This window comes from Streptomyces virginiae, from assembly GCF_041432505.1.
Taxonomy (GTDB): Bacteria; Actinomycetota; Actinomycetes; order Streptomycetales; family Streptomycetaceae; genus Streptomyces; species Streptomyces virginiae_A.
The window spans coordinates 2547261-2569233 of sequence record NZ_CP107871.1 but is presented as its reverse complement, the minus strand read 5'-3'; the positions used below and the strand labels follow the sequence as shown (position 1 = coordinate 2569233).

23 protein-coding genes, 1 tRNA gene and 1 pseudogene are annotated in these 21973 nt (G+C 73.1%); 15 read left to right on the top strand and 10 right to left on the bottom strand.

All coding sequences use genetic code 11. The annotated features are described in order from the left end of the window. The first annotated feature begins 60 nt into the window (after positions 1–60). The 3 genes and pseudogenes from OG624_RS12045 to OG624_RS12035 form a co-directional block, all read left to right on the top strand. A complete protein-coding gene (locus OG624_RS12045) occupies positions 61–1191 on the top strand; it encodes an LLM class flavin-dependent oxidoreductase (protein ID WP_033222052.1) in 1131 nt (376 codons plus the stop codon). A 3-nt stretch (positions 1192–1194) separates the two neighbouring features. After that, positions 1195–1926 (top strand): SDR family NAD(P)-dependent oxidoreductase, encoded by a 732-nt coding sequence (locus OG624_RS12040; protein ID WP_266357951.1) that lies wholly within the window; start codon positions 1195–1197, stop codon positions 1924–1926. Next, positions 1923–2738, top strand: a pseudogene (locus tag OG624_RS12035) (alpha/beta hydrolase); the annotation flags it as partial. The gene OG624_RS12040 and the pseudogene OG624_RS12035, both read left to right, overlap by 4 nt. Before the next feature lie 80 nt (positions 2739–2818). On the opposite strand, the gene OG624_RS12030 reads toward OG624_RS12035, so the two are convergent. Next, a tRNA-Trp gene (locus OG624_RS12030) sits at positions 2819–2892 on the bottom strand. 41 nt (positions 2893–2933) lie between these two features. Between OG624_RS12030 and OG624_RS12025 the strand changes: the two genes are divergently transcribed. Continuing rightward, on the top strand, positions 2934–3482 hold the full coding sequence (locus tag OG624_RS12025) for a hypothetical protein (protein WP_033222056.1): 549 nt from the start codon (positions 2934–2936) through the stop codon (positions 3480–3482). Positions 3483–3563: 81 nt separating this feature from the next. Then, positions 3564–4289, top strand: a complete 726-nt coding sequence (locus OG624_RS12020) for a class I SAM-dependent methyltransferase (RefSeq protein WP_033222058.1) — start codon at positions 3564–3566, stop codon at positions 4287–4289. On the opposite strand, the gene OG624_RS12015 is transcribed toward OG624_RS12020, so the two are convergent. Genes OG624_RS12015 through OG624_RS12005 form a run of 3 tightly spaced genes read right to left on the bottom strand, consistent with a single transcriptional unit; the run spans position 4270 to position 7267 of the window. After that, positions 4270–5265, bottom strand: a complete 996-nt coding sequence (locus OG624_RS12015; RefSeq protein ID WP_371587600.1) for an acyl-CoA dehydrogenase family protein — start codon at positions 5263–5265, stop codon at positions 4270–4272. The two genes, OG624_RS12020 and OG624_RS12015, sit on opposite strands and share 20 nt — an antisense overlap. Further along, positions 5265–6410 (bottom strand): acyl-CoA dehydrogenase family protein, encoded by a 1146-nt coding sequence (locus OG624_RS12010; RefSeq protein ID WP_371639407.1) that lies wholly within the window; start codon positions 6408–6410, stop codon positions 5265–5267. The genes OG624_RS12015 and OG624_RS12010 overlap by 1 nt, the downstream gene beginning before the upstream one ends. Next, on the bottom strand, positions 6410–7267 hold the full coding sequence (locus tag OG624_RS12005; protein WP_161293442.1) for an enoyl-CoA hydratase: 858 nt from the start codon (positions 7265–7267) through the stop codon (positions 6410–6412). Before OG624_RS12005 ends, OG624_RS12010 begins: the two co-directional genes overlap by 1 nt. A 59-nt stretch (positions 7268–7326) precedes the next feature. Here OG624_RS12005 and OG624_RS12000 point away from each other — a divergent pair, with 59 nt between their 5' ends. From OG624_RS12000 to OG624_RS11985, 4 genes are read left to right on the top strand one after another with little or no spacing between them, the layout of a single operon-like run. Continuing rightward, positions 7327–8475, top strand: a complete 1149-nt coding sequence (locus OG624_RS12000; RefSeq protein WP_371639406.1) for an acyl-CoA dehydrogenase family protein — start codon at positions 7327–7329, stop codon at positions 8473–8475. Next, positions 8472–9254 carry an SDR family oxidoreductase gene (locus OG624_RS11995; RefSeq protein ID WP_033222068.1) on the top strand — a complete coding sequence of 261 codons (783 nt, stop codon included), beginning with the start codon at positions 8472–8474 and terminating at the stop codon, positions 9252–9254. Before OG624_RS12000 ends, OG624_RS11995 begins: the two co-directional genes overlap by 4 nt. A 15-nt stretch (positions 9255–9269) precedes the next feature. Next, a complete protein-coding gene (locus tag OG624_RS11990; RefSeq protein ID WP_161293438.1) occupies positions 9270–9899 on the top strand; it encodes a TetR/AcrR family transcriptional regulator in 630 nt (209 codons plus the stop codon). A gap of 22 nt (positions 9900–9921) precedes the next feature. Further along, positions 9922–11079: an acetyl-CoA C-acetyltransferase gene (locus OG624_RS11985; protein WP_033222072.1), complete on the top strand. Its 1158-nt coding sequence runs from the start codon at positions 9922–9924 to the stop codon at positions 11077–11079. A 57-nt stretch (positions 11080–11136) separates the two neighbouring features. On the opposite strand, the gene OG624_RS11980 is transcribed toward OG624_RS11985, so the two are convergent. Continuing rightward, positions 11137–11778: an SIMPL domain-containing protein gene (locus OG624_RS11980; protein WP_033222074.1), complete on the bottom strand. Its 642-nt coding sequence runs from the start codon at positions 11776–11778 to the stop codon at positions 11137–11139. A gap of 416 nt (positions 11779–12194) precedes the next feature. Here OG624_RS11980 and OG624_RS11975 point away from each other — a divergent pair, with 416 nt between their 5' ends. Further along, positions 12195–12398 carry a cold-shock protein gene (locus OG624_RS11975; RefSeq protein WP_030010141.1) on the top strand — a complete coding sequence of 68 codons (204 nt, stop codon included), beginning with the start codon at positions 12195–12197 and terminating at the stop codon, positions 12396–12398. Between the two features lie 101 nt (positions 12399–12499). Beyond that, on the top strand, positions 12500–14191 hold the full coding sequence (locus tag OG624_RS11970; RefSeq protein WP_033222076.1) for a DEAD/DEAH box helicase: 1692 nt from the start codon (positions 12500–12502) through the stop codon (positions 14189–14191). Positions 14192–14259: 68 nt separating this feature from the next. Here the strand turns inward: OG624_RS11970 and OG624_RS11965 are convergent, their stop codons facing one another. The 5 genes from OG624_RS11965 to OG624_RS11945 are packed head-to-tail and all read right to left on the bottom strand — an operon-like array spanning position 14260 to position 18689. Further along, positions 14260–15195 carry a tyrosine-protein phosphatase gene (locus tag OG624_RS11965; RefSeq protein ID WP_371639405.1) on the bottom strand — a complete coding sequence of 312 codons (936 nt, stop codon included), beginning with the start codon at positions 15193–15195 and terminating at the stop codon, positions 14260–14262. A 30-nt stretch (positions 15196–15225) separates the two neighbouring features. Then, positions 15226–16308, bottom strand: a complete 1083-nt coding sequence (locus OG624_RS11960) for an NAD(P)H-dependent flavin oxidoreductase (RefSeq protein WP_033222214.1) — start codon at positions 16306–16308, stop codon at positions 15226–15228. Positions 16309–16330: 22 nt separating this feature from the next. Next, positions 16331–17086 (bottom strand): CoA-transferase, encoded by a 756-nt coding sequence (locus OG624_RS11955; protein ID WP_161297385.1) that lies wholly within the window; start codon positions 17084–17086, stop codon positions 16331–16333. Continuing rightward, on the bottom strand, positions 17083–17943 hold the full coding sequence (locus OG624_RS11950) for a CoA transferase subunit A (RefSeq protein WP_033222084.1): 861 nt from the start codon (positions 17941–17943) through the stop codon (positions 17083–17085). Before OG624_RS11950 ends, OG624_RS11955 begins: the two co-directional genes overlap by 4 nt. After that, the gene (locus OG624_RS11945) at positions 17940–18689 is read right to left on the bottom strand and encodes an enoyl-CoA hydratase family protein (RefSeq protein WP_161297387.1); all 750 of its coding nucleotides are present in this window, start codon (positions 18687–18689) and stop codon (positions 17940–17942) included. The genes OG624_RS11950 and OG624_RS11945 overlap by 4 nt, the downstream gene beginning before the upstream one ends. 56 nt (positions 18690–18745) lie before the next feature. Here OG624_RS11945 and OG624_RS11940 point away from each other — a divergent pair, with 56 nt between their 5' ends. From OG624_RS11940 to OG624_RS11925, 4 genes are all read left to right on the top strand, one after another. Beyond that, entirely contained in the window at positions 18746–19510 is a 765-nt protein-coding gene (locus tag OG624_RS11940; RefSeq protein ID WP_033222087.1) for an SDR family oxidoreductase, read from the top strand. A 1-nt stretch (position 19511) separates the two neighbouring features. Then, complete coding sequence (locus tag OG624_RS11935) at positions 19512–20423, top strand: SDR family oxidoreductase (RefSeq protein ID WP_371639404.1); 912 nt, start codon at positions 19512–19514, stop codon at positions 20421–20423. Between the two features lie 79 nt (positions 20424–20502). Further along, complete coding sequence (locus tag OG624_RS11930) at positions 20503–20949, top strand: VOC family protein (protein WP_244290841.1); 447 nt, start codon at positions 20503–20505, stop codon at positions 20947–20949. Positions 20950–21118: 169 nt separating this feature from the next. Then, entirely contained in the window at positions 21119–21964 is an 846-nt protein-coding gene (locus OG624_RS11925) for a 2-keto-4-pentenoate hydratase (RefSeq protein WP_371587594.1), read from the top strand. The last annotated feature ends 9 nt before the right edge of the window (positions 21965–21973 follow it).

The following is a 21973-nucleotide window of genomic DNA, read 5'->3' as shown; positions in this document are numbered from 1 at the left end:
CTGCTAGAAGTATTCCTATTAGAAATAGCGACCGGTAAGACCGGATGGAGGGACCTCACCGTGAAGTTCTCGATGATCTTCGAGGCGCAGCTCGTCGACCCCACCCCCGAACGCGAACGCCAGGTCATCCACGACTGCGTCGAACAGGCCGTCCACGCCGAGGAGATGGGCTTCGACCGGATCTGGGCCGTCGAGCACCACTCCCTGACCCGGTACGCACACATGAGCGCCTCCGAGATCTTCCTGACCTGGGTGGCCGCCCGCACGAGCCGGATCCGGATCGGCCACGGCGTCGTCACCATGCCCTTCGGCTACCAGCACCCGGTGCGGGTCGCCGAACGCGCCGCCATGCTCGACGTGCTCTCCGGCGGCCGCGTCGACATCGGAGCCGGGCGCGGTGCCACCCGCCAGGAGATGTCCATGTACGGGGTCCGGCCCGAGGACACCTACCCGCAGATGGAGGAGGCGCTGCGGATCTTCTCCTCCGCCTGGAAGGAGGAGACCTTCGAATGGCACGGCTCCATCGACATCGGCCCCGGCGCGATCCTGCCCCGCCCGGTCCAGGACCCGCACCCGCCGCTGTTCATGGCCTGCTCCAAGCACGACACCCTCAAGATGGCCGCCGAGCTCGGCATCGGCGCCCTGGTGATGGGCTTCGCCGGCGCCGACGACGTGCGCGCCATGCGCAAGGTCTACGACGAGGCCATCGCCACGCGCAGCGGTGAGCGCCTCGTCTCGACCGAGGTCAACGACCACCTCTCCGCCCTCTGCCCGACCATCGTCCTCGACGACGCCGAGCGGGCCCTGCGCCTGGGCACCCGCGGGCAACGCTTCTTCGCCGAGTCCATCGCCCACTGGTACGGCAACGGCCCCGAGCCGACCGGACATGCGGACGACGAGAGCGCCGACTCCCATGTCGCGGCCCTGGCCAGGGGCCGGGAGGAGCTCGTCGCCAAACTGCACGAGGCGAACATCCCCGCCCGCCCGGTCGACACCGGCACCTACAACGCCGAGCACGCGTACGGGAACGCCGAGACCGCCATCGCCTACGTCGAGCAGCTCCGTCGGATCGGCGTCGACGAGGTGATGTGCCTGATCCAGATGGGCACCGTCCCCCAGGAGGCGTGCATGGAGACCATCCGCCAGTGGGGCGAGAAGGTCATCCCGCACTTCCGTGCCCTGGAGGGCTGAGCCATGGGGAAGCAGCTCGACGACAAGGTCGTCGTGATCACCGGCGCCGGGCGCGGCCAGGGCGCCACCGAGGCCCGGCTGTGCGCGGCGGCGGGGGCCCGGGTCGTCGTCACCGACGTCCGGGAGGACGAGGGCCGGGCGGTGGCCGCCGAACTCGGCGACCGAGGACTGTACGTCCGCCACGACGTGGCCGACCCGGAGAGCTGGGCCACGGTGGTGCAGGAGACGGTCCGCGCCTTCGGTACGGTCTCGGCCCTGGTCAACAACGCGGCCCTGTGGCGCACCGCCCACGTGGAACAGCAGCGGCTGGAGGACTTCGAGGCGCTCCTGCGGGTCAACCTGCTCGGCCCGTTCCTCGGCATCCAGGCGGTCGCGCCGGTGCTGCGCGCGGCCGGCGGCGGCTCGATCGTCAACATCTCCTCCACCGCCGGACTGGTCGGGATACCCGGCCACGCCGCCTACGGATCCACCAAGTTCGCGCTGCGCGGGCTGACCCGATCGGCGGCGCTCGACCTCGCCCGGGACCGGATCCGGGTCAACTCGGTGCACCCGGGGGCCATCGACACCCCGATGGTGGCCGAGGCGGTGGCCGGCCGCGACTGGTCGCACGTACCGCTGGGGCGGATGGGCCGCCCGGAGGAGGTCGGGGAGCTGGTCCTCTTCCTCTGCTCGGAGGCGTCCTCGTACGTGACGGGCAGCGAGTTCACCGTGGACGGGGGGATGACGACGGCATGAGCGACCACCACACCCCCGACCCCCTCTCGCCCGAGGCCAGGCGGCTGTGCGACGCGATGGCCGCCGGCTTCCCCGGACCGGGCGACCTCCACGCCCTGCGGGCGGCCGCCGCGTCCGGGTCCGGCCGCGCGGGCCCGGCCGTGGCCTCGGTGTCCGACACGGACGCGGGCGGTGTCCCGGTCCGGATCTACGATCCCGCGCCCGGCCCGGCCGACCGGCCCCTGGTCGTGTACCTGCACGGCGGCGGCTGGGTCATGTGCGGTCTGGACTCCCACGACGCGACCTGCCGCTCCCTGGCCGTGGCCGCGGGCGCGGTGGTCGTCTCGGTGGACTACCGGCTCGCCCCGGAACACCCCTGGCCGGCGGCGCCGGACGACGCGCTCACCGTCCTGCTCTGGGCCCGGGACCGGGCCCGCGCCCTCGGCTGCGACCCCGACCGGGTTGTGCTCGCGGGGGACTCCAGCGGCGGCAACCTCGCCGCCGTGACCGCCCTGCGCGCCCCCGAACTCGTCGCGGGCCAGGTGCTGTTCTATCCGCCGCTGGACGCCTGGATGGAATCCGCCTCCGTGGAGACCTACGCCGAGGGCTACTTCCACACCGCCGCCCACATGGCCTGGTACTGGGACCGGTACGGCGGCGACCCCGAGCACCCGCACGTCTCTCCGCTGCGCGCCCCCGACCTGTCGGGCCTGCCGCCCGCACTGATCGTCCTCGCCGACTGCGACGTGCTGCGCGACGAGGGCCTCGGCTACGCCCGCCGGCTGGCGGCGGCCGGCGTCGACTGCGCGCTCCAGCTCCACCCGGGGGTCTTCCACGGCTTCCTGGGCCTGCCGCTGCCGGCGGGCGCCACCGCGCTACGGGCGGCCGGGGCCTGGGTGGCCGGGGTGGGAAGGGCGGGGCGGCCGGATTCGAACCGGCGTCCTCCTGCAGTGGAGCAGGCGCACTGCCGCTGTGCGACGACCCCGCCCGGGTGACGGATCCTACCGACCCCCCGGCATGATGTGTCCATGGCTGAACTGATACGGAGACTGCCGGGCGCGGTCCTGCGCAACTGCCTTCTCCTGGCAGGGGAGTTCGGTGCGATCTGGCTCCTGGAGGGCCCCGAGGGCGCCTGGATCCCGGTCCTGCTGGCCGTCTTCGTCCTCGGCGCGGCCGTACCGCACGGCACCGGCGCGGAGTTCGTCGCCCGCACCTCCGTCGCCGTCCTCGCGGTCGGCATCGCGGTGGCCGGCGGGATCACCTGGGACCGGCACACCCTCCACGACCGCGGCCGGGAGGAACAGGCGGTCGTCGCCGAGCGGACCGTGGAGGAGGGCGGCTCGACCTCCACCCCGTCGCTGCGCCTGCGCACGGCGGCCGGCCGGGACCTGCCCGGCCCGGTGGCCACGGACCTCCCGGTCGGCGCCCGACTGACCGTGACGGTGGACCCCGACGGCCCGGCCTGGGCCGTGGGCGGGCGCCCGGACCGGCCGCTCTGGCCGTTGGCCGGCACCGGGGCCCTGATCCTGCTCCAGACCGTCCTCGTCGGCCGGCTCTCCCTGCGCCCCCGGACCTGACCTCCACCCCGGGCGTCGTCCTTCGCACGGTGCAACCACCGCGATCTTGTTGCCGATCGAGTGATCGAAAACAATGGACGCATGACCACACGTGCCCGTTCCTTCGACGCGGCGGCCGCTTCCTACGCCGCCCACCGCCCCAGCTACCCCCCGGCCCTCTTCGACGCCGTCGAGTCCCTCACCGGGCGGCCGCTCGCCGGGGCCCGGGTGGCCGACGTAGGAGCCGGGACCGGGATCGCCACCACGCTCCTGCACGAGCGCGGGGCCGAGGTCGTCGCCGTGGAGCCCGGGGACGGGATGGCCGCCGAGTTCCGCCGCGCCCACCCCGGGATCCCGATCGTGCGCGGCGACGGCGACCGGCTGCCGCTGGCCACCGGCTCCGTCGACCTGATCACCTACGCCCAGGCCTGGCACTGGACCGACCCGGCCCGCTCCGTGCCCGAGGCCCGGCGGGCGCTGCGCCCCGGCGGCGCGCTCGCGCTTTGGTGGAACGACACGGACGCCACCGTCCCCTGGATCGCCGAACAGGAGGAGCGGCTCCGGGTCTTCTTCGAGGTCGAGGAGGAGACCCACCGCACGCTGCCCGAGGGGCTCGGCGCGTTCGCCACCCGCTCGGTGACGTGGACCCGGCGCATCACGTTGGACGACCACCTCGCCAACCTCGCCAGCCACTCCGCCTTCCTGGTCCTGGGCGAGGACCGCACCCGTGAGTACTTCGCGGGGGAGCGGGAACTGCTGAGCCCGCTCTTCCCGGACGGCATCGTCGAGGAGCAGTACGTCGTGAGCCTCAACGTCGCCGTGGTGTGAGGGACCGCAGCACCTCCGCCCGGCAGGCCGACGGCGTTCCCCAGGCGTCGCGCAGGGGGCGGGCCTTGCGCAGCCACAGCGACAGGTCCAGCTCCTCGGTGTAGCCCACCGCACCGTGGAGCTGGAGCGCCGTCATCGCCGCCCGGTACGACGCCTCGCCGGCCGCCAGCTTCGCCGCCGCCACCTCGCCCGGGCCCGGCGACAGCGCCGCCGCCCACACCAGCGGGCGCGCGAACTCCAGGTCGAGCAGAGTGTCCGCCAGCCGGTGCTTGACCGCCTGGAAGCTCCCGATCGGCGTCCCGAACTGCGTGCGCTGCTTCGCGTACTCCACCGTCCTGGCCAGCAGCGCCTCGCCGACGCCCAGGCACTGGGCGGCCGTCAGCAGCCGGGCCCAGCGTCCGGCCACCTCGGCCGCCCGGGCCACCGCCGGGCCCGCCGCCAGCAGCTCACCGCCGCCGGCCGGCGGCAGGGACAGCCGGCGCGCGGGGTCCGTCGACCCGAGGACCTTTCCGCGGCCGGCCGCCAGCCGTAGTTCGCCGGCCGCCGACACGGTGAAGCAGTACGTCGCCGCGTCCGCGTCCAGGGCGTACGGGCTCCCGCCGGGCAGGGTCAGCGTGGCCGACGCCTCGCCCTGCGCCAGCCCCGGCAGGAACCGCTTGGCGAGCGCCTCGTCCGCCAGCTCCGTCAGCAGCACCGCCGCCGCGGCGCTCTCCACCACCGGCCCCGGCACCCCGGCCCGACCCAACTCCACGAAGCCGAGGGACAGTTCCAGCGGGAGCGGGCCCACCCCCTCGTAGGCCTCCGGCACGGCCAGTGCGAACAGACCCGTTTCCGCGAGCCGGGCCCACAGCGCCCGCCCGGGCCCGGCGTCGCCGTCCGCCCAGGCCCGTACCGCCGGTGGGACCCGCGCCGAGCCCAGCAGGGAGCGCACCGTACGGGCGAAGTCCGACTGCTCGTCGGTCAGCAGGAAGCGCATCAGCGGCGGCCCTTCGGGAGGCCGAGCAGCCGCTCGGCGATGATGTCGCGCTGGATCTCGTTCGTCCCGGCGTAGATCGGCCCGGCCAGGGAGAACACCCACGGCTCGGCCCACTCGCCCTCCGCCAGCTCCGCGTCCGCGCCCAACAGGTCCAGGGCCGTCTCGTGCAGGGCGATGTCGTACTGCGACCAGAACACCTTGTTCAGGCTGGACTCGGCGCCGATCGTCTCGCCCGCCGCGAAGCGGGAGGCGTTCGCCCAGGTGAACAGTTCGTACGCGCGCGCCCCCACGACCGCGTCCGCGACCCGGTCCCGCAGCGCGCCGTCGGACGGGTCGCCCTGCGCGTGCCACAGCCCGACCAGCCGGTCGGCCGCCGCCAGGAACCGGCCGGGGGAGCGCAGGGTCAGCCCGCGCTCGTTGCCGGTCGTCGACATGGCGATCCGCCAGCCCTGACCCGGCTCCCCGATCACGTCCTGGTCCGGTACGAAGACCTCGTCCAGGAAGAGTTCCGCGAAGGCCGGTTTGCCGTCGAGCCGGCCGATGGGCCGCACCGTCACCCCCGGCGCCCGCAGGTCGAACATCAGGTACGTCAGACCCTGGTGCGGCTTGGGGGTGTCCGGGTCGCTGCGGAAGATCCCGAAGGCGCGGTCCGCGAAGGCGGCCCGCGAGGACCAGGTCTTCTGCCCGGACAGCAGCCAGCCGCCCTCCGTGCGGACGGCCCGCGACGTCAGCGAGGCCAGGTCGGAGCCCGACCCGGGTTCCGACCAGGCCTGCGCCCAGATCACCTCGCCGCTCGCCATCGACGGCAGCACCCGCGCGCGCTGCTCCGCGTTCGCGTGGTCGAAGAGGGTGGGGGCGAGGAGGTTGATGCCGTTCTGCGAGACCCGGCCGGGCGCGCCCGCCGCCCAGTACTCCTCCTCGAAGACCAGCCACCTGGCGAGGTCCACGCCCCGGCCCCCGTACTCCTCGGGCCACGACACCACCGACCAGCGGTCCGCGTGCAGCCGCGCCTCCCACTCCCGGTGCGCCGCGAAGCCTTCGGCGGTCTCCAGGGAGGGCAGGGGCCGGGCCGGGACGTGGGCGCGCAGCCAGTCCCGTGCCTCGGTCCGGAAGGCCTCCACGTCCGCCGTGTGCGTGAGTTCCATCAGGTGTTCGCCTCCTTCAGGGCGGCGATGTCGACGCCGCCGAGCGAGTCCGCCGCGGTCTCCGCGTTGTGCGCGTGGGCCAGGTGGTGCAGGCCGAACACCGAGTCCATGCCCGTGTGCAGGCCTTGGAGGTCCTCGGCCTGGTTGACGGCCCGCTTGGTCAGCGCCAGTCCGAAGGCGGGCATCCCGGCGATCCGCAGCGCCAGCCGCTCGGTCTCGGCCGCCAACTCCGAGTCCGGCACGACCCGGTTGACCATGCCGACCTCGTAGGCGCGCCGGGCCGCCATCCGGTCGCCGGTGTAGAGGAACTCCTTCGCGATCCGCGGCGGCATCGCCCACGGGTGCGCGAAGTACTCGACCCCGGGGATGCCCATCCGTACGACCGGGTCCGCGAAGAAGGCGTCCTCGCTCGCCACGATCAGGTCGCAGACCCAGGCCAGCATCAGCCCGCCCGCCACGCAGGCCCCCCGCACCGAGGCGATCACCGGTTTCGGCAGCTCCCGCCAGCGCCGGCACATCCCCAGGTACACCTCCGACTCGCGCGCGAAGCGGGACTCGGCGCCGGGCCGCCCGGTGTGGTCCCACCACAGGCCGGCCCGCCGCTCGAAGGGCAGGTGGGCGTCGCGCCCGGGGGTGCCGATGTCGTGGCCCGCGGAGAAGTGCTCGCCGGCCCCGGCGAGGACGACCACCTTCACCTCCGGGTCCTCGGCGGCCCGGTAGAAGGCGTCGTCCAGCGCGTACGTCATCGCGCTGTTCTGGGCGTTGCGGTAGCGGGGGCGGTTCATGGTCACGTACGCGACCGGACCGCGGCGCTCGTGGAGCACGGGTGGGTCGTCGGGCGTGCGGTCGTCGGGCATGCGGCGGCCATCCTTCACGAAGCTTCCCTAACAAGTGTTTGGTAGGTTAACGTACGGCCATGAGCAGCGTCGAGGAGTTCCGCATCGAGGTCCGGGGGTGGCTACGGGCCCACCTCAGCGGCGAGTTCGCCGCCCTCAAGGGCCGCGGCGGACCCGGCCGCGAGCACGAGGCCTTCGCCGAACGCCTCGCCTGGGAACGCCACATGGCCGCTCACGGCTGGACCTGCCTCGGCTGGCCCGTCGAGCACGGCGGCCGCGGCGCGTCCACCGCCGAACAGATCGCCTTCCACGAGGAGTACGCCCTCGCCGACGCCCCCGCCCGCGTCGGCCACATCGGCGAACAGCTCCTCGGCCCCACCCTCATCGCCCACGGCACCGAGGAACAGAAGCGCCGCTTCCTCCCGCCGATCCGGGCCGTGGAGGAGCTGTGGTGCCAGGGCTACAGCGAACCCGGCGCCGGCTCCGACCTCGCCGCCGTCCGCACCCGCGCCACCCTCCGCGGCGGGCAGTGGATCGTCGACGGACAGAAGACCTGGACCTCGCTGGCCCACGCCGCCCAGTGGTGCTTCGTCCTCGCCCGCACCGAACCGGGCTCCCGACGCCACCAGGGCCTGTCCTACCTCCTGGTCCCCCTGGACCGGCCCGAGGTCGAGGTCCGGCCGATCACACAGCTCACCGGCACCTCCGAGTTCAACGAGGTCTTCTTCGACGGCGCCCGCACCGACGCCGCCCACATCGTCGGAGCCCCCGGCGACGGCTGGCGCATCGCCATGGCCACCCTCGGCTACGAGCGCGGCGTCTCCACCCTCGGCCAACAGGTCGGCTTCCGCCGCGAACTCGACGCCCTCACCGCCCTCGCCCGCGCCGACGGCGCCCTCGCCGACCCCCTGATCCGCGACCGCCTCGTCCAGGCCTGGATCGGCCTGGAGACCATGCGCGCCACCGCCCTCACGCCGGGCGCCGCCCCGTCCACCGCCAAGCTCCACTGGTCCCGCTGGCACCGTGACCTCGGCGAACTCGCCATGGACGTCTGCGCCGCCCCCTCGCTGCTGGCCACCGGCGCGCACGGGGACCCGTACGACCTCGACGACTGGCAGCGGCTCTTCCTCTTCTCCCGCGCCGACACCATCTACGCGGGCTCGGACGAGATCCAGCGCACCCTCATCGCCGAGCGGATCCTCGGCCTTCCCAAGGAGGTACGGGCGTGAACACCCCCGACTATGTCCCCGGGCACGGACTGCTGAAGGACCGCACCGCCGTCGTCACCGCCGCCGCCGGGGCCGGGATCGGCGGGGCCACCGCCCGCCGCCTCCTGGAGGAGGGCGCCCGCATCGTCATCGGCGACGCCCACGCCCGCCGCCTGAAGGAGACCGAGGAGGCGCTCGCCGCCGAGTTCGGCGCCGACCGCGTCACCTCCCTGCCCTGCGACGTCACCGACGAGGACCAGGTCCAAGCCCTCTTCGCGCTCGCCGCACACACCCACGGCCGCCTCGACATCGTCGTCAACAACGCCGGCCTCGGCGGCACCGCCGCCCTCGTCGACATGACCGACACCCAGTGGTCCCGCGTCCTCGACGTCACCCTGAACGGCACCTTCCGCTGCACCCGCGCCGCCCTGCGCGCGTTCAAGGCGTCCGGCACCGGCGGCGTCGTCGTCAACAACGCCTCCGTCATCGGCTGGCGCGCCCAGACCGGCCAGGCCCACTACGCCGCCGCCAAGGCCGGGGTGATGGCACTGACCCGCTGCGCGGCCCTGGAGGCCGCCGAGTTCGGCGTACGCGTCAACGCGGTCGCCCCGAGCCTGGCCATGCACCCGCACCTGGTGAAGGTCACCAGCGAGGAACTGCTGGCCGAACTGACCGCCCGCGAGGCCTTCGGCCGCTACGCCGAACCCTGGGAGGTCGCCAACGTCATCGTCTTCCTGGCCAGCGCCTACTCGTCGTACATGACCGGCGAGACGGTGTCGGTCAGCAGCCAGCACGCGTAGCCCGAGAATGGACGCGTGCCAACGAACAAGCCGACATCCCAGAAGAAGCCACAGGTGACGGCCTCCCCCGAACGGCGTCGGGAACTCCTCGACACCGCCGCCGAGGTCTTCGCCGCACAGGGCTACAACGCCACCACCGTCCGCAAGATTGCCGACGCCGCCGGCATGCTCGCCGGCAGCCTCTATTACCACTTCGATTCCAAGGAATCGATGCTCGACGAGATCCTCTCGGCCTTCCTGACCGAACTGTGGGACGGGTACGACACCGTCCTCGCCGCGGGTCTGGGCCCCAGGGAGACCATCGAGGCCCTCGTCACCGAGTCCTTCCGGGAGATCGACCGGCACCGCGCCGCCGTCGCCATCTACCAGAAGGAGTCCCGCACCCTTTCCGCCCAGCCCCGCTTCCACTACCTGTCCGACTCGCAGCAGAAGTTCGAGAAGGCCTGGCTGGGGACGCTGGAGCGAGGGGTCGAGGCCCAGGTCTTCCGCGCCGACCTCGACATCCGCCTCACCTACCGCTTCGTGCGCGACACGGTGTGGGTGGCGGCCTCCTGGTACCGGCCGGGCGGACAGCACAGCCCCGAGGAGATCGCCCGCCAGTACCTGTCGATGGTGCTGGACGGGATCGCACTGCGCCCCACCTGACACGACCGTCTGAGGAGTCCCGATGCCCGAGGCCTACATAGTCGAAGCGGTACGCACCCCCGTGGGGCGGCGGAACGGCGGCCTGGCCGCCGTCCACCCGGCCGACCTGGGCGCACACGTCCTGAAGGCACTGATCGAGCGGTCCGGGGCGGACCCGGCCGCCGTGGAGGACGTGGTGTTCGGCTGCCTCGACACGGTGGGGCCGCAGGCCGGTGACATCGCCCGGACCGCCTGGCTGGCGGCCGGCCTGCCCGAGGAGGTGCCCGGGGTCACCGTCGACCGCCAGTGCGGCTCCTCGCAGCAGGCCGTGCACTTCGCGGCGCAGGGCGTCCTGTCCGGCACCCAGGACCTGGTGGTCGCGGGCGGCACCCAGAACATGTCGATGATCCCCATCGCCTTCGCCTCGCGGCAGGCGGCGGAACCGCTCGGCCTCACCGAGGGGCCGTACGCGGGCTCGGCGGGCTGGCGGGCCCGGTACGGGGACGCCCCGGTGAACCAGTTCCACGGCGCGCAGCTCATCGCGAAGAAGTGGGGCATCAGCCGGCAGGACATGGAGGAGTTCGCGCTCCGCTCCCACCGCCGGGCGATCCGCGCCATCGACGAGGGCCGCTTCGCGCGCGAGACGGTGGCGTACGGGGACGTGGGCGTGGACGAGGGCCCGCGCCGGGACACGACCCTGGAGAAGATGGCCACCCTCAAGCCGGTGGTCGAGGGCGGCACCATCACGGCGGCCGTCTCCTCCCAGGTCTCGGACGGCGCGGCCGCGATGCTGATCGCCTCCGACCGGGCGGTACGGGAACACGGCCTGCGGCCGCGCGCCCGCATCCACCACCTCTCGGTACGGGGCGAGGACCCCATCCGCATGCTGTCCGCGCCGATCCCGGCCACGGCGTACGCGCTGAAGAAGACCGGCATGTCCTTGGCCGACATCGACCTGGTGGAGATCAACGAGGCGTTCGCCCCGGTGGTGCTGGCCTGGCTGAAGGAGACCGGCGCCGATCCGGAGCGGGTCAACGTCAACGGCGGCGCGATCGCCCTGGGCCACCCGCTGGGCGCCACCGGGGTGAAGCTGATGACCACCCTCCTGCACGAACTGGAACGCACCGGAGGCCGCTACGGCCTCCAGACCATGTGCGAGGGCGGTGGCCAGGCCAACGTCACGATCATCGAGCGGCTGTAGCGGCTGTAGCGGCTGTAGCGGCTCTAGGGACTCCGGCGGCTCCGGCGGCGGGACCGCTCACTCGGGGAGCAGGGAGAAGCCCAGGAGCACGGCCGCCTCCACGCGCACCGAGCCCGGGGTGAGGGCGCCGTCGTCCTCCGGGTCCCCGCCCGTGCGGCGGCCGTGGCTGTGGCCGCCCACCGACTCCGGGTCGACGTCCTCGATGTGGATGACCGGCCCCAGCCGCAGCCCGCACGCCTCCGCGTACACCTCTGCCTTGCGCCGGGCGGCCGCCACCGCCCGGCGCCGGGCCTCGTCGCGCATCGCGGGCTTGTCGTCCACCTCGAACCGCACGGCGTCGACGCGGTTCGCGCCGGCCGTGACCGCGTCCTCGATCAGCAGCTCCAGCCCGGCCAGCGCCTCCGTCCGCACCGTGTACGTGGCCACGCAGGCGTAGCCGTGGAAGGTCCGGTCCGCGCCGTAGCCCCGGTACTGCGAGGTGAGCTGCAGTCGGGAGCCGGACACGTCGGAGTCCGGTATGCCGTGCTCGCGCAGGACGGCCCGCAGCCGGGTCACGGCCGTGCCCGCCTCGGCGAAGGCCGCCTTCGGGGTCGGGGCGAGAAGATCGACCGCCAGGTCCACGTGGGCGAGTCGGGGTTCGGCGGACACGCTGCCCGCGCCGAGCACACTGAGCCCCCAGGGCTCCTTGATCGCTGCCATTCCATGATCAAAGCAGCTGGCGCGGACGGCCGCCAGGGACTTGCGCGACCCCGGCCGGCCCACGGGGCCGACCCGAAGGGGTGAATCTTTTCGCCGAGGGCGGATCGGGCCGGCCGCCCGGAGGATCGTCCCGCGCGTGAGGCCGGATGGCTCACGACCCAAGGGGGGCAGGGCCTCCGGCCCGCCGACCACGCACATCGCACCCGGTCGGCACGCCGCGGGCCGCCCACCGGAGGGCGCAGGTCACACCCTTCGCCCCGGGACTCCCCGCAGCGAGGTGTGCTAGCTTAGAGCTCGTTGCAGTTGTGGTACCCATGAACTTTATGTGCGCCTGACGGGAATGCTCCGCAGGCGCTTTTATTGTTTTGCCGGAATCTCCGGATGGGGCCCTTTGCCGCCTATTCAGGAGATTTAAAATGGCACTTGGCACCGTGAAGTGGTTCAACTCGGAAAAGGGCTTCGGCTTCATCGAGCAGGACGGTGGCGGCCCGGACGTCTTCGCCCACTACTCGAACATCGCCACCCAGGGCTTCCGTGAGCTCCAGGAGGGCCAGCGCGTGTCCTTCGACGTCACCCAGGGCCAGAAGGGCCCCCAGGCGGAGAACATCATCCCCGCCTAAGTTCTTCAGCATGCCGGGGTCCGCACCGCGAGGTGCGGGCCCCGGCTTGTCTGCTGTTTCGACCTTTGTTTTACCTGCCGGTTTCAGGAGGGCTTTCTCGCATGACCAGCTCCAGCTCCGCACGACCCAGCCGCCGCCCCACCCGGGGTCGAGGTGCGGCCCAGGGGCGTCCGAAGTCTGGCGCGGGACGGCAGAAGTCCGCGCCCGTCGCCCGGCCCCAGGAATTCACCATGCCCGAGCCGATCGCCCCGGCGCTGCCGCCGGTCGAGTCGTTCGGCGACATGGACATGCCCGAGGCGCTGCTGAAGACCCTCGCCGCCCAGGGCGTCACCGAGCCGTTCCCGATCCAGGCCGCGACGCTGCCGAACTCCCTCGCCGGCCGTGACCTGCTCGGCCGCGGCCGCACCGGCTCCGGCAAGACGCTGGCCTTCGGCCTGGCGCTGCTGGCCCGTACCGCCGGCCGCCGCGCGCAGCCGAAGGCGCCGCTCGCGCTGGTCCTCGTACCGACCCGTGAGCTCGCGCAGCAGGTCACCGACGCCCTGGCCCCGTACGCCACGGCCGTCAACCTGCGCATCGCCACCGTCGTCGGCGGCATGTCGATCAACCGGCAGTCCGGCGCCCTGCGCCGCGGCGCCGAGGTGCTCGTCGCCACGCCGGGCCGGCTGAAGGACCTCATCGACCGCGGCGACGCCGACCTCTCGCAGGTCTCGATCACCGTCCTCGACGAGGCCGACCAGATGACCGACATGGGCTTCATGCCGCAGGTCACGGCGCTCCTCAAGCAGGTCGAGGCCGGCGGCCAGCGGATGCTGTTCTCCGCGACGCTGGACAAGAACATCGACAAGCTCGTCAAGATGTTCCTGACCGACCCGGTCGGCCACTCCGTCGACCCGTCGGCCGGCGCGGTCACCACCATGGAGCACCACGTCCTGTACGTCATGGACGAGACCGACAAGAAGGCCGTGGCGACGCGTATAGCCGCTCGCGACGGCCGGGTGATCATGTTCGTCGACACCAAGCGCGGGGTCGACCGCATGGTCAAGAAGCTCCTCGCCGACGGCGTGCGCGCCTCCGGCCTGCACGGCGGCCGCTCCCAGCCGCAGCGCAACCGCACCCTCGACTGGTTCAAGACGGGCGAGGTCACCGCGCTGGTCGCCACGAACGTCGCGGCGCGAGGCATCCACATCGACGACCTCGACCTCGTCGTCAACGTGGACCCGCCCACCGACCACAAGGACTACCTGCACCGCGGCGGCCGTACCGCCCGTGCCGGTGAGTCCGGCAGCGTGGTCACCCTGGTGCTCCCCGACCAGAAGCGGGACATGACCCGGCTGATGTCGGACGCCGGGATCTCCCCGCGCACCGCGCAGATCAAGTCCTCCGACGAGGAACTGGCCCGACTGACCGGCGCCAAGGAGCCCTCGGGCATCCCGGTGGTGCTGGATGTTCCGCAGCCGACCGCGCCCAAGCAGCGCTCCGGCTCCGGCTCCGGTTCGGGCTCCGGCGCGCGCCGTCGCTCGGGCGGCGGGCCGCGCACGGGCTCCGCGACGGGCGGCGCTCCGGCGGCCGGCGGTCGCGGCCGTCGTAGCGGTGGAGGTGCCTCCTCCGGGCAGGCCCCGGCGGCTTCCGGCTCGGGCCAGGCCCGGCGCGGCGGCCAGGGCGGCGGCGCGGCGGCCGGTGGCTCCGGCGAGCGCGGCCGACGCGGGACCGGTGGCAGTGGTGGCGGCGCCGCCGCGGCCTCCGCGCGCAGCCGGGTCGGCTCCGGCGGCCAGGGCCGGCGCCGGGCGGTCTGACCCACCCCGGACACGAACACGACGACGCCGGGCGGCGCGGGAAGCGCCGCCCGGCGTCGTGCTGTCCGCTACCGGACCATCCGGTCCTGCAGCTTCGCGAGCGTCCGCAGGTCCAGGCCGAGGCCCTGCGTCAGATAGCCGTAGAAGCTGCCGTAGTCGGCCTCCATCTGCGCCGTCGCCGAGTCCAGGTAGTCCTGGCGGACCTCCTGGAGCGGGATCAGCAGGTCCGGGTTCTGCATCCGGCCCGACTGCTTGAGGCCCGCCCGGACCTGGGCGTCGTAGGCGGCGCGGAAGGTGTTCGACGCCAGGTAGTCGCGCTCCGCGGTGTCCTCGGGGACGGCGAGGGCGCGCAGCAGGACGTAACTCATCCAGCCGGTCCGGTCCTTGCCGGACGTGCAGTGGTACAGGATCGGGCCCTGCCGGCCGTCGGCGATCTCCCGCAGGGTCGCCGCGAACTGCGCCCGGTTCTCGGGGCTGCTCACGAAGGTGCGGTAGATGTCGCGCATGTAGGCCTCGGCGCGGCCGCCGCCGAGCATCTGCTCCTGGACGACGGGATCGCCGCTGCCGATCGCGCCGACGAGGGTTCCGTAGAGGCCGAGGTCGCTGACGGGGCGCGAGGTGGGGGAGAGGCCGGCGGGCAGCCGGTCGGCGCCGTCGTACTGGAGCTCCATCGGAATGCGGAAATCGACGACCTTCTTGAGGCCGAGACCGGCGACGGTGGTGACGTCCGCTGCGGTCAGCTTGCTCAGTGCGTCGGAGCGGTAGACCAGTCCCTGGCGGACCTGACCGCCGGTCCAGGTGCGGTAGCCGCCGACGTCCCGGAGGTTGACGGCGCCCTGGAGGGGAATCTGACGAATCGTTTCAGCTTGCGTCTGGTGCTGGTGGTGCCGGGCGCTGACCCCGGCTCCGGGTGCCGCCGCCGCGTACGCGGCGGCGGGCAGGATTCCGACGGCGAGAGCGGCGGCGGCCGCCGCGGTCGCCAGGCGGATACGGGCACGGCTCATAGGGGCGACTCCTGTGACGGAGAAGGGGGATCACCCTGGTGGTGGCAGGGTGCGGAGCGAGTGCAGTGCTTCGAGTGCTTCGATGGCCTGTTGTGCTTCGGCCATGACGCGGGAGACGAGCTCCGCACAGGACGGAAGATCGTCGATCACCCCCGCGACCTGGCCCGATGCCATGACGCCGAGGTCCGTACGGCCCTCGACCATGGACGCCTTGAGGAGCATGGGGGTGTTCGCGGCGAGCAGGACCTGGCTCCAGGACAGGTCCTTGCCGTGTTTCATCGCGAGGCCGTCGCGGACCATCTGCGACCAGCTCAGGCCGGACAGCTTGCGGAAACCGGCCGCGTGCCGCACGGCCCGGACCAGCGCCCGGGTGCGACCCGCCCGTTCCAGCGAGTCGACCAGCTCCGTACGGAGCATGCGGTGCGGCAGCCCGTCGACGGCCGTGGTGACGGTGACGTCCTTGACGGTGGCCTTCAGGTACTCGGCCTTCACGGCGTCCGGGACGGTCGAGTCCGAGGTCAGCAGGAACCGGGTGCCCATGGCGATGCCCGCGGCCCCGTACGACAGGGCCGCGACCAGGCCCCGCCCGTCGCTGAAGCCGCCCGCCGCGATCACCGGGATGTCCACGGCGTCCACGACCTGCGGCAGCAGCACCGTCGTGGCCACGTCCCCCGTGTGACCCCCGCCCTCGCCGCCCTGCACGATCACCGCGTCGGCCCCCCAGGCGGCCACCTTCTCGGCGTGCCGCCGCGCCCCGATCGACGGGATGACGACCACACCCGCGTCCTTGAGCCGCCCGATCAGCTCCTTGGAGGGCGCGAGCGCGAACGAGGCGACCCGCACCCCCTCGTCGATGATCAGCTGCGCGCGCTCGACCGCGTCCCCGGCGTCCGCCCGCAGATTGACCCCGAACGGAGTCCCCTCGGGCGTACGGGCCTTCACCTCGCGGACCGCCGCACGCAGCTGGTCCAGGGTCATCGTGGCCGAGGCCAGGATGCCCAGCGCACCCGCGCCGGCCGCGCCCGAGACCAGCCGGGGCCCGGCGACCCAGCCCATGCCCGTCTGCACGACGGGGTGCTCGACCCCGACCAGCTCGGTGAAGGCCGTCCGTATCGTCATCGTCCGCCCCATCGCCTCAGACCCGCACTTCCCGGTCGCGCAGCCCCTTGGGGTCGATCACCTCACGGATCAGCCGCAGCTCCTCGGCGGTCGGCTCGCGGGTGAACGGGACCTCGCCGGTGACCGCCGGCTCGAAGCCGGTCGCCGCCAGGACGTCCTCGACGGTGACGCCCGGATGCACGGAGGCCAGCCGCATCGAATGACCGGGCCCGGCGAAGTCGAAGACCCCGAGATCGCTGACCACCCGCGGCAGGTGGTGGAAGCGGGTCACCCCGGCCGCCTCCGCCCGGTCGTAGCCGACACCGCTGACCATGTCGACGCGCTCGACGAACACCCGCTTCGAGTGCTTGGGCACCCAGTAACTCACCGGGTTGTTGAGGGTGTTGACCGGTGCGCCGCGCACCCCGAGGAGCTGGCGCGAGGGCCGCTCCCAGTCGCCGATGCAGGAGATGTTCTGGTTGCCGAACCGGTCGATCTGGCCGGCGCCCATCATCACGTGCCGCCGGCCGCCGGTGACCATCGTCAGATGGCGCCGGTACGGGAGCCAGCCCTCGGCCGTGCCGTCCAGCCCGACGAGCATCGCCTCGCCGTCGGTCAGCAGCAGGTCGGGGGAGAAGGTGCGCTTGGCGAGCCGGGCCCCGAAGGAGGGGATCAGACCCATCGGACTGGCCAGCACCTCGCCGTTGTCGCGCCAGGCCTCGGCGCAGGCGATCACGCAGTACTCGGCGCGGGAGACGGTGCGGGGGGCGGTGGTGGTGTCGGTGGTCGTCACTGCTGCTCCTCGTGCCAGGTCCGGACGGCCAGTTGGTAGTCGTGCTCGCTCGACCCGGACAGGAAACGGGCCGAGAACTCGTCCCAGGGGGTGGCCGCGTACAGCTTCTGGAAGGCCTCGTCGCGGTCGTGGTCGGGGACGCAGGAGGTGAAGTGGGCGCCGTTCGGGGTCTCCACGACCCCGGTCACGGAGTGCCGGCTGACGAGGAGGGACTGCGGGGGGCCGGACTTCGCCAGCTCGGCGGTCTCGACGAGCTGCTCGCAGGAGACGTAGGCGGCGTCGGCGGCCTCGCAGAACAGGTCGTCGAAGTACGGGTCCGGGCCCAGGTACTGGGCGTTGCCGAGGCGGTCGGCGCGGTTGAGGTGGACCAGGGCGGCGTCCATGCGCAGGGCCGGGACGGCGACGAGCTCCTCGCCGTCGTCGTAGGGGGAGGTGACCGTACGCAGCTCCGGGTTGACCCGCATCACGTCGGAGCCGAGGCCGGCCCGGACCGGGAGGAAGGGGAGCCGGTTGGCGGCGGCGTGCAGCCCCCACATGAACATGGCCTCGTCGAGCTCGGTCAGGGTGAAGGCGGCGCGCTCGCGGGCGGCCCGGAAGTGGGGCTCCAGCGGGATCGAGTCGAGGGTGGCGAAGGGGGCCACCAGCCTGCGGATGCGGCCGGCGGCGGCCAACAGGCCGACGTCGGGGCCGCCGTAGGAGATCACGGTCAGATCGGTGATCTCGGAGCGGAGCAGCGCTCGCACCAGGGCCATGGGCTTGCGCCGGGACCCCCAGCCGCCGATCCCGAGGGTCATTCCGCTGCGCAGCTGCCCGACCACCTCTTCGGGGGTCATGACCTTGTCCGTCCTGCCGCTCATGCGCTCTCTCCCTTCCCGAAGGTGTCGCGGACCCGGTCGGCCACCCCGCTGAGGTTGGCCTCGAAGGTGAAGCCCTGCTCGAAGCGGTAGCTGCGGCGCACGTCCACGGGGTCGATCCCGTTGATGGCCGCCTTCGCCAACCGGATCAGGTAGCCGTCCTTCTTCGCTATCTCGGCGGCCAGCTCCAGGGCGGCCGCGCGCAGCTCCGCACGCGGCACCACCCGCCAGACCGAGCCGTGGGCGTGCAGCTCGGCGGCGGTCGCGGTCCGCGAGGTGTAGTACAGCGCGCGCATCAGGTGCTGCGGGACCAGCCGGGCCAGGTGGGTGGCGGCGCCGAGCGCGCCCCGATCCAGCTCGGGCAGCCCGAAGGTGGCGTCCTCGGAGGCGACGATCGCGTCGGCGTTCCCGACGAGCCCGATGCCGCCGCCCAGGCAGAACCCGTTCACGGCCGCCACGACCGGCACCTCGCACTCGTAGACGGCGGCGAAGGCCTCGTAGCAGCCCCGGTTGGCGCCGACGAGCGCGGTGTGTCCGGTGTCGCGCTGCATCTCCTTGATGTCGACGCCGGCGTTGAAGCCGCGGCCCTCGGCGGCGAGGACGACGCACCGGATCTCGGGGTCGCGGCCGGCCGCCCGCAGGGCGTCGGCGAGGTCGTACCAGCCCTGCACCGGGAGCGCGTTGACGGGCGGGAAGTCGACTGTGACGAGTGCGATGCCCTTCTCGGGGCTTGAGGTGGAGACACCCATGAGCGGATCAGCTACCTTTCCACCAAACATTTGTTAGGTGAGGAAGGTAGCAGCCTATGGAGCTCGACGGGAGGGTTGTCGTCGTCACCGGAGGAACCCGGGGCGTCGGCGCCGGAATCGCCCGGTCGTTCCTCGCGGCCGGCGCGGAGGTGGTCGTCTGCGCCCGGCGGCCCCCGGAGGAGACGGTGTCGGCGGACGGCCGGAAGGCCGGCTTCGTCCCGGTCGACCTACGCGACCCGGCCGCCGTCCAGGACTTCTTCGGCACGGTCGCGCACCGGTACGGACGACTCGACTGCCTGGTCAACAACGCGGGCGGCACCCCGTACCGACTGCTGGGCGAGGGCGAGGCAGGGCGCCACGCACGGGTCGTCGAACTCAACCTGCTCGCCCCGCTGACCGCCTCCCTCGCCGCCCACCCCTGGCTGCGCGAGGCCCGGGGCTCGGTGGTCATGATCGGCAGCGTCAGCGGGACCCGCCCCTCACCCGGGACGGCCGCGTACGGCGCCGCCAAGGCGGGGCTGGAGAACCTGGCCCGGTCCATGGCCGTCGAATGGGCCCCCGAAGTACGGGTCAACTCGGTGGTCCTCGGCATGGTGCGGACGGAACTGTCCCACCTGCACTACGGCGACGAGGCCGGCATCGCGGCGGTCGGCGCCACCGTCCCGCTGGGGCGCCTGGCCGAACCCTCGGACGTGGGGGAGGCGGCGGTGTTCCTGGCCTCGGACCGGGCGGCGTACGTGAGCGGGGCGAGCCTGCTCGTGCACGGGGGCGGCGAGCGCCCGGCGTTCTTGGATGCGGCAACTGTCAACAAGGAGAACTGAGATGGCGGGACTGTGCGAAGGCCGGGTCGTGATCGTGACGGGCGCGGGGCGGGGGCTGGGGCGTGCCCATGCCCTGGCCTTCGCGGCGGAGGGGGCGAAAGTCGTCGTGAACGACCTCGGGGTCGGGCTCGACGGGCTGCCGGGGCCGGACAGCCCTGCCGCCCAGGTGGTCGCCGAGATCGAGAAGCTGGGCGGGCAGGCTCTCGCGCACGGCGGTGACATCGCCACCCCGAAGGGCGCGGCCTCGCTGGTGGCGGCGGCCGTGGACGGCTTCGGCCGCCTCGACACCCTCGTCAACAACGCGGGCTTCCTGCGGGACCGGATGCTGGTCAACCTCGACGAGGACGACTGGGACGCCGTCATGCGGGTCCACCTCAAGGGCCACTTCCTGCCGCTGCGGTCGGCGGCCGCGTGGTGGCGGGCGGAGGCGAAGGCGGGCCGGCCGGTCGCGGCCCGGGCCGTCAACACCTCCTCCGGGGCCGGCCTGCTGGGCTCCGTCGGCCAGGGCAACTACAGCGCGGCCAAGGCCGGGATCCTCGGCCTCACGCTGGTCGCGGCGCAGGAGATGGGCCCGTACGGGGTCCAGGTCAACGCGATCGCCCCGGCGGCCCGGACCCGGATGACGGAGCGGACCTTCGCCGAGACCATGGCCGCCCCCGAGGCGGGCGGCTTCGACGCGATGGCCCCCGAGAACGTCTCCCCGCTGGTGGTGTGGCTGGGCGCGGACGCCTCGGCGGGGGTCACGGGCCGGGTCTTCGAGGCGGAGGGCGGCCGGATCACGGTGATGGAGGGCTGGCGGCCGGGCCCCACGGCGGACCGGGGCGGGCGCTGGACCCCTGCGGAGGCGGGGGAGGCCACCTTGGGACTCCTCGCGGCGGCCCAGGCGCCGCTGCCCGTGTACGGCGCGCGGTAGCTGCCCCGGTCCGGCCCCGGAAGCGGGGCCGGAAGCTAAGGTTCCTGGTCCGGGACAAGGGTCGAAGGGACACGCATCGATGATGGCCGGCACACCGCCCCCGCAGAAGATCACCACCTTCCTGATGTTCGAAGGGCGGGCGGAGGAGGCGATGACCTTCTACCTCTCGCTGTTCGACGACGCGGAGGTGGTCGCCATCAGTCGCTACGGCCCCGACGAGACCGGACCCGGAGCCGGGCCCGAGGGCACCGTGCGGCACGCGACCTTCTCGCTGGCCGGTCAGCAGTTCATGTGCATCGACAGCCCGGCCCGGCACGCGTTCGGCTTCACCCCCTCGATGTCGCTGTACGTCCAGTGCGAGGACGACGCCGAGATCGAACGTCTCTACGCGGCACTCGCCGAGCAGGGCACCGAGCTGATGCCCCTGGGCGCCTACGGGTTCAGCGCCCGGTTCGGCTGGGTGAACGACCGCTTCGGCGTGTCCTGGCAACTGAACGTCGCGGCCCCGCCCAGCGCGGGCGGGTGACCGGTTCGACGCTTCGGGGCCGGTCGGAACCGACGGGTACGAACCGGGCCGGGAGCACCCGCCCCGCCCCGACGGCCTTTCCCGCTCAGCGGGAACACGGCCTCCCGCCCGCGCCCGCCCCCCGCCTACCGTCTGCGGCACCACACACCACCGCAGCCGGGAGGACCCCATGCTCAGCGACCGGCACCGGCGCGAAGCCGCCGAGATCCTGTACGCGGCCGAGCGCCGGCGGGCCCCGGTACGGCCACTGACCGAGCGGTACGAAGGCATCGACGCCCGGGACGCGTACGAGATCCAGCTCCTGGGCATCCGCCGCCGCCGCGCGGAGGGCGCCGTCGTCACCGGGCACAAGGTCGGCCTGTCGTCCCCCGTGATGCAGGCCATGATGGGCGTCGACGAACCCGACTACGGCCACCTCCTCGACGGCATGGAACTGCGCGAGGACACCCCCGTCCCGGTCGCCGCGTACTGCGCGCCCCGGATCGAGGTCGAGATCGGCTTCGTCCTCGGCGCCGATCTGCCCGGCGAAGGCTGCACCGAGGCCGACGTCCTCGCCGCCACCGAACGGGTCGTCCCCGCCCTGGAGTTGATCGACAGCCGCATCGCCGACTGGCGGATCTCCCTCGCCGACACCATCGCCGACAACGCCTCCTCCGCCGGCTACGTCGTCGGGGAGGGCCGCGACCCGCGCGAACTCGACCTGAAGGCCGTCGAGGTCAGCCTCCACGAGCACGGCCGGGCCCCCGGCGCCACGGCCCCCGGCGCCCCCGGCGCCCCGGGCGACCCCGGCGACCGGGGCCGGATCCTCGCCACCGGCCGCGGCGACGCCGTCCTCGGCGACCCCGCCACCGCCGTCGCCTGGCTGGCCCGGACGATCGCCCGCTTCGGCGTCCCGCTGCGCAAGGGCCACCTCGTCCTGCCCGGCTCGTGCACCCGCGCCGTGGACGTGGCCGCCGGGCGCACCTACACCGCCGACTTCACCGGGCTCGGCCCGGTGTCCCTCACCTTCTCCTGACCGACGCCC

Coding starts and splice junctions, on each gene's coding strand:
- OG624_RS11965 (WP_371639405.1), bottom strand. CDS start 15,195: ATGAGCCGTGCCCGTATCCGCCTGGCGACCGCGGCGGCCGCCGCCGCT.
- OG624_RS11930 (WP_244290841.1), top strand. CDS start 20,503: ATGATGGCCGGCACACCGCCCCCGCAGAAGATCACCACCTTCCTGATG.
- OG624_RS12015 (WP_371587600.1), bottom strand. CDS start 5,265: ATGCGCTTCCTGCTGACCGACGAGCAGTCGGACTTCGCCCGTACGGTG.
- OG624_RS11980 (WP_033222074.1), bottom strand. CDS start 11,778: ATGGCAGCGATCAAGGAGCCCTGGGGGCTCAGTGTGCTCGGCGCGGGC.
- OG624_RS12010 (WP_371639407.1), bottom strand. CDS start 6,410: ATGGAACTCACGCACACGGCGGACGTGGAGGCCTTCCGGACCGAGGCA.
- OG624_RS12040 (WP_266357951.1), top strand. CDS start 1,195: ATGGGGAAGCAGCTCGACGACAAGGTCGTCGTGATCACCGGCGCCGGG.
- OG624_RS12000 (WP_371639406.1), top strand. CDS start 7,327: ATGAGCAGCGTCGAGGAGTTCCGCATCGAGGTCCGGGGGTGGCTACGG.
- OG624_RS12020 (WP_033222058.1), top strand. CDS start 3,564: ATGACCACACGTGCCCGTTCCTTCGACGCGGCGGCCGCTTCCTACGCC.
- OG624_RS11925 (WP_371587594.1), top strand. CDS start 21,119: ATGCTCAGCGACCGGCACCGGCGCGAAGCCGCCGAGATCCTGTACGCG.
- OG624_RS11940 (WP_033222087.1), top strand. CDS start 18,746: ATGGAGCTCGACGGGAGGGTTGTCGTCGTCACCGGAGGAACCCGGGGC.
- OG624_RS11950 (WP_033222084.1), bottom strand. CDS start 17,943: ATGAGCGGCAGGACGGACAAGGTCATGACCCCCGAAGAGGTGGTCGGG.
- OG624_RS11985 (WP_033222072.1), top strand. CDS start 9,922: ATGCCCGAGGCCTACATAGTCGAAGCGGTACGCACCCCCGTGGGGCGG.
- OG624_RS11970 (WP_033222076.1), top strand. CDS start 12,500: ATGACCAGCTCCAGCTCCGCACGACCCAGCCGCCGCCCCACCCGGGGT.
- OG624_RS11975 (WP_030010141.1), top strand. CDS start 12,195: ATGGCACTTGGCACCGTGAAGTGGTTCAACTCGGAAAAGGGCTTCGGC.
- OG624_RS11935 (WP_371639404.1), top strand. CDS start 19,512: ATGGCGGGACTGTGCGAAGGCCGGGTCGTGATCGTGACGGGCGCGGGG.
- OG624_RS11945 (WP_161297387.1), bottom strand. CDS start 18,689: ATGGGTGTCTCCACCTCAAGCCCCGAGAAGGGCATCGCACTCGTCACA.
- OG624_RS12005 (WP_161293442.1), bottom strand. CDS start 7,267: ATGCCCGACGACCGCACGCCCGACGACCCACCCGTGCTCCACGAGCGC.
- OG624_RS12025 (WP_033222056.1), top strand. CDS start 2,934: ATGGCTGAACTGATACGGAGACTGCCGGGCGCGGTCCTGCGCAACTGC.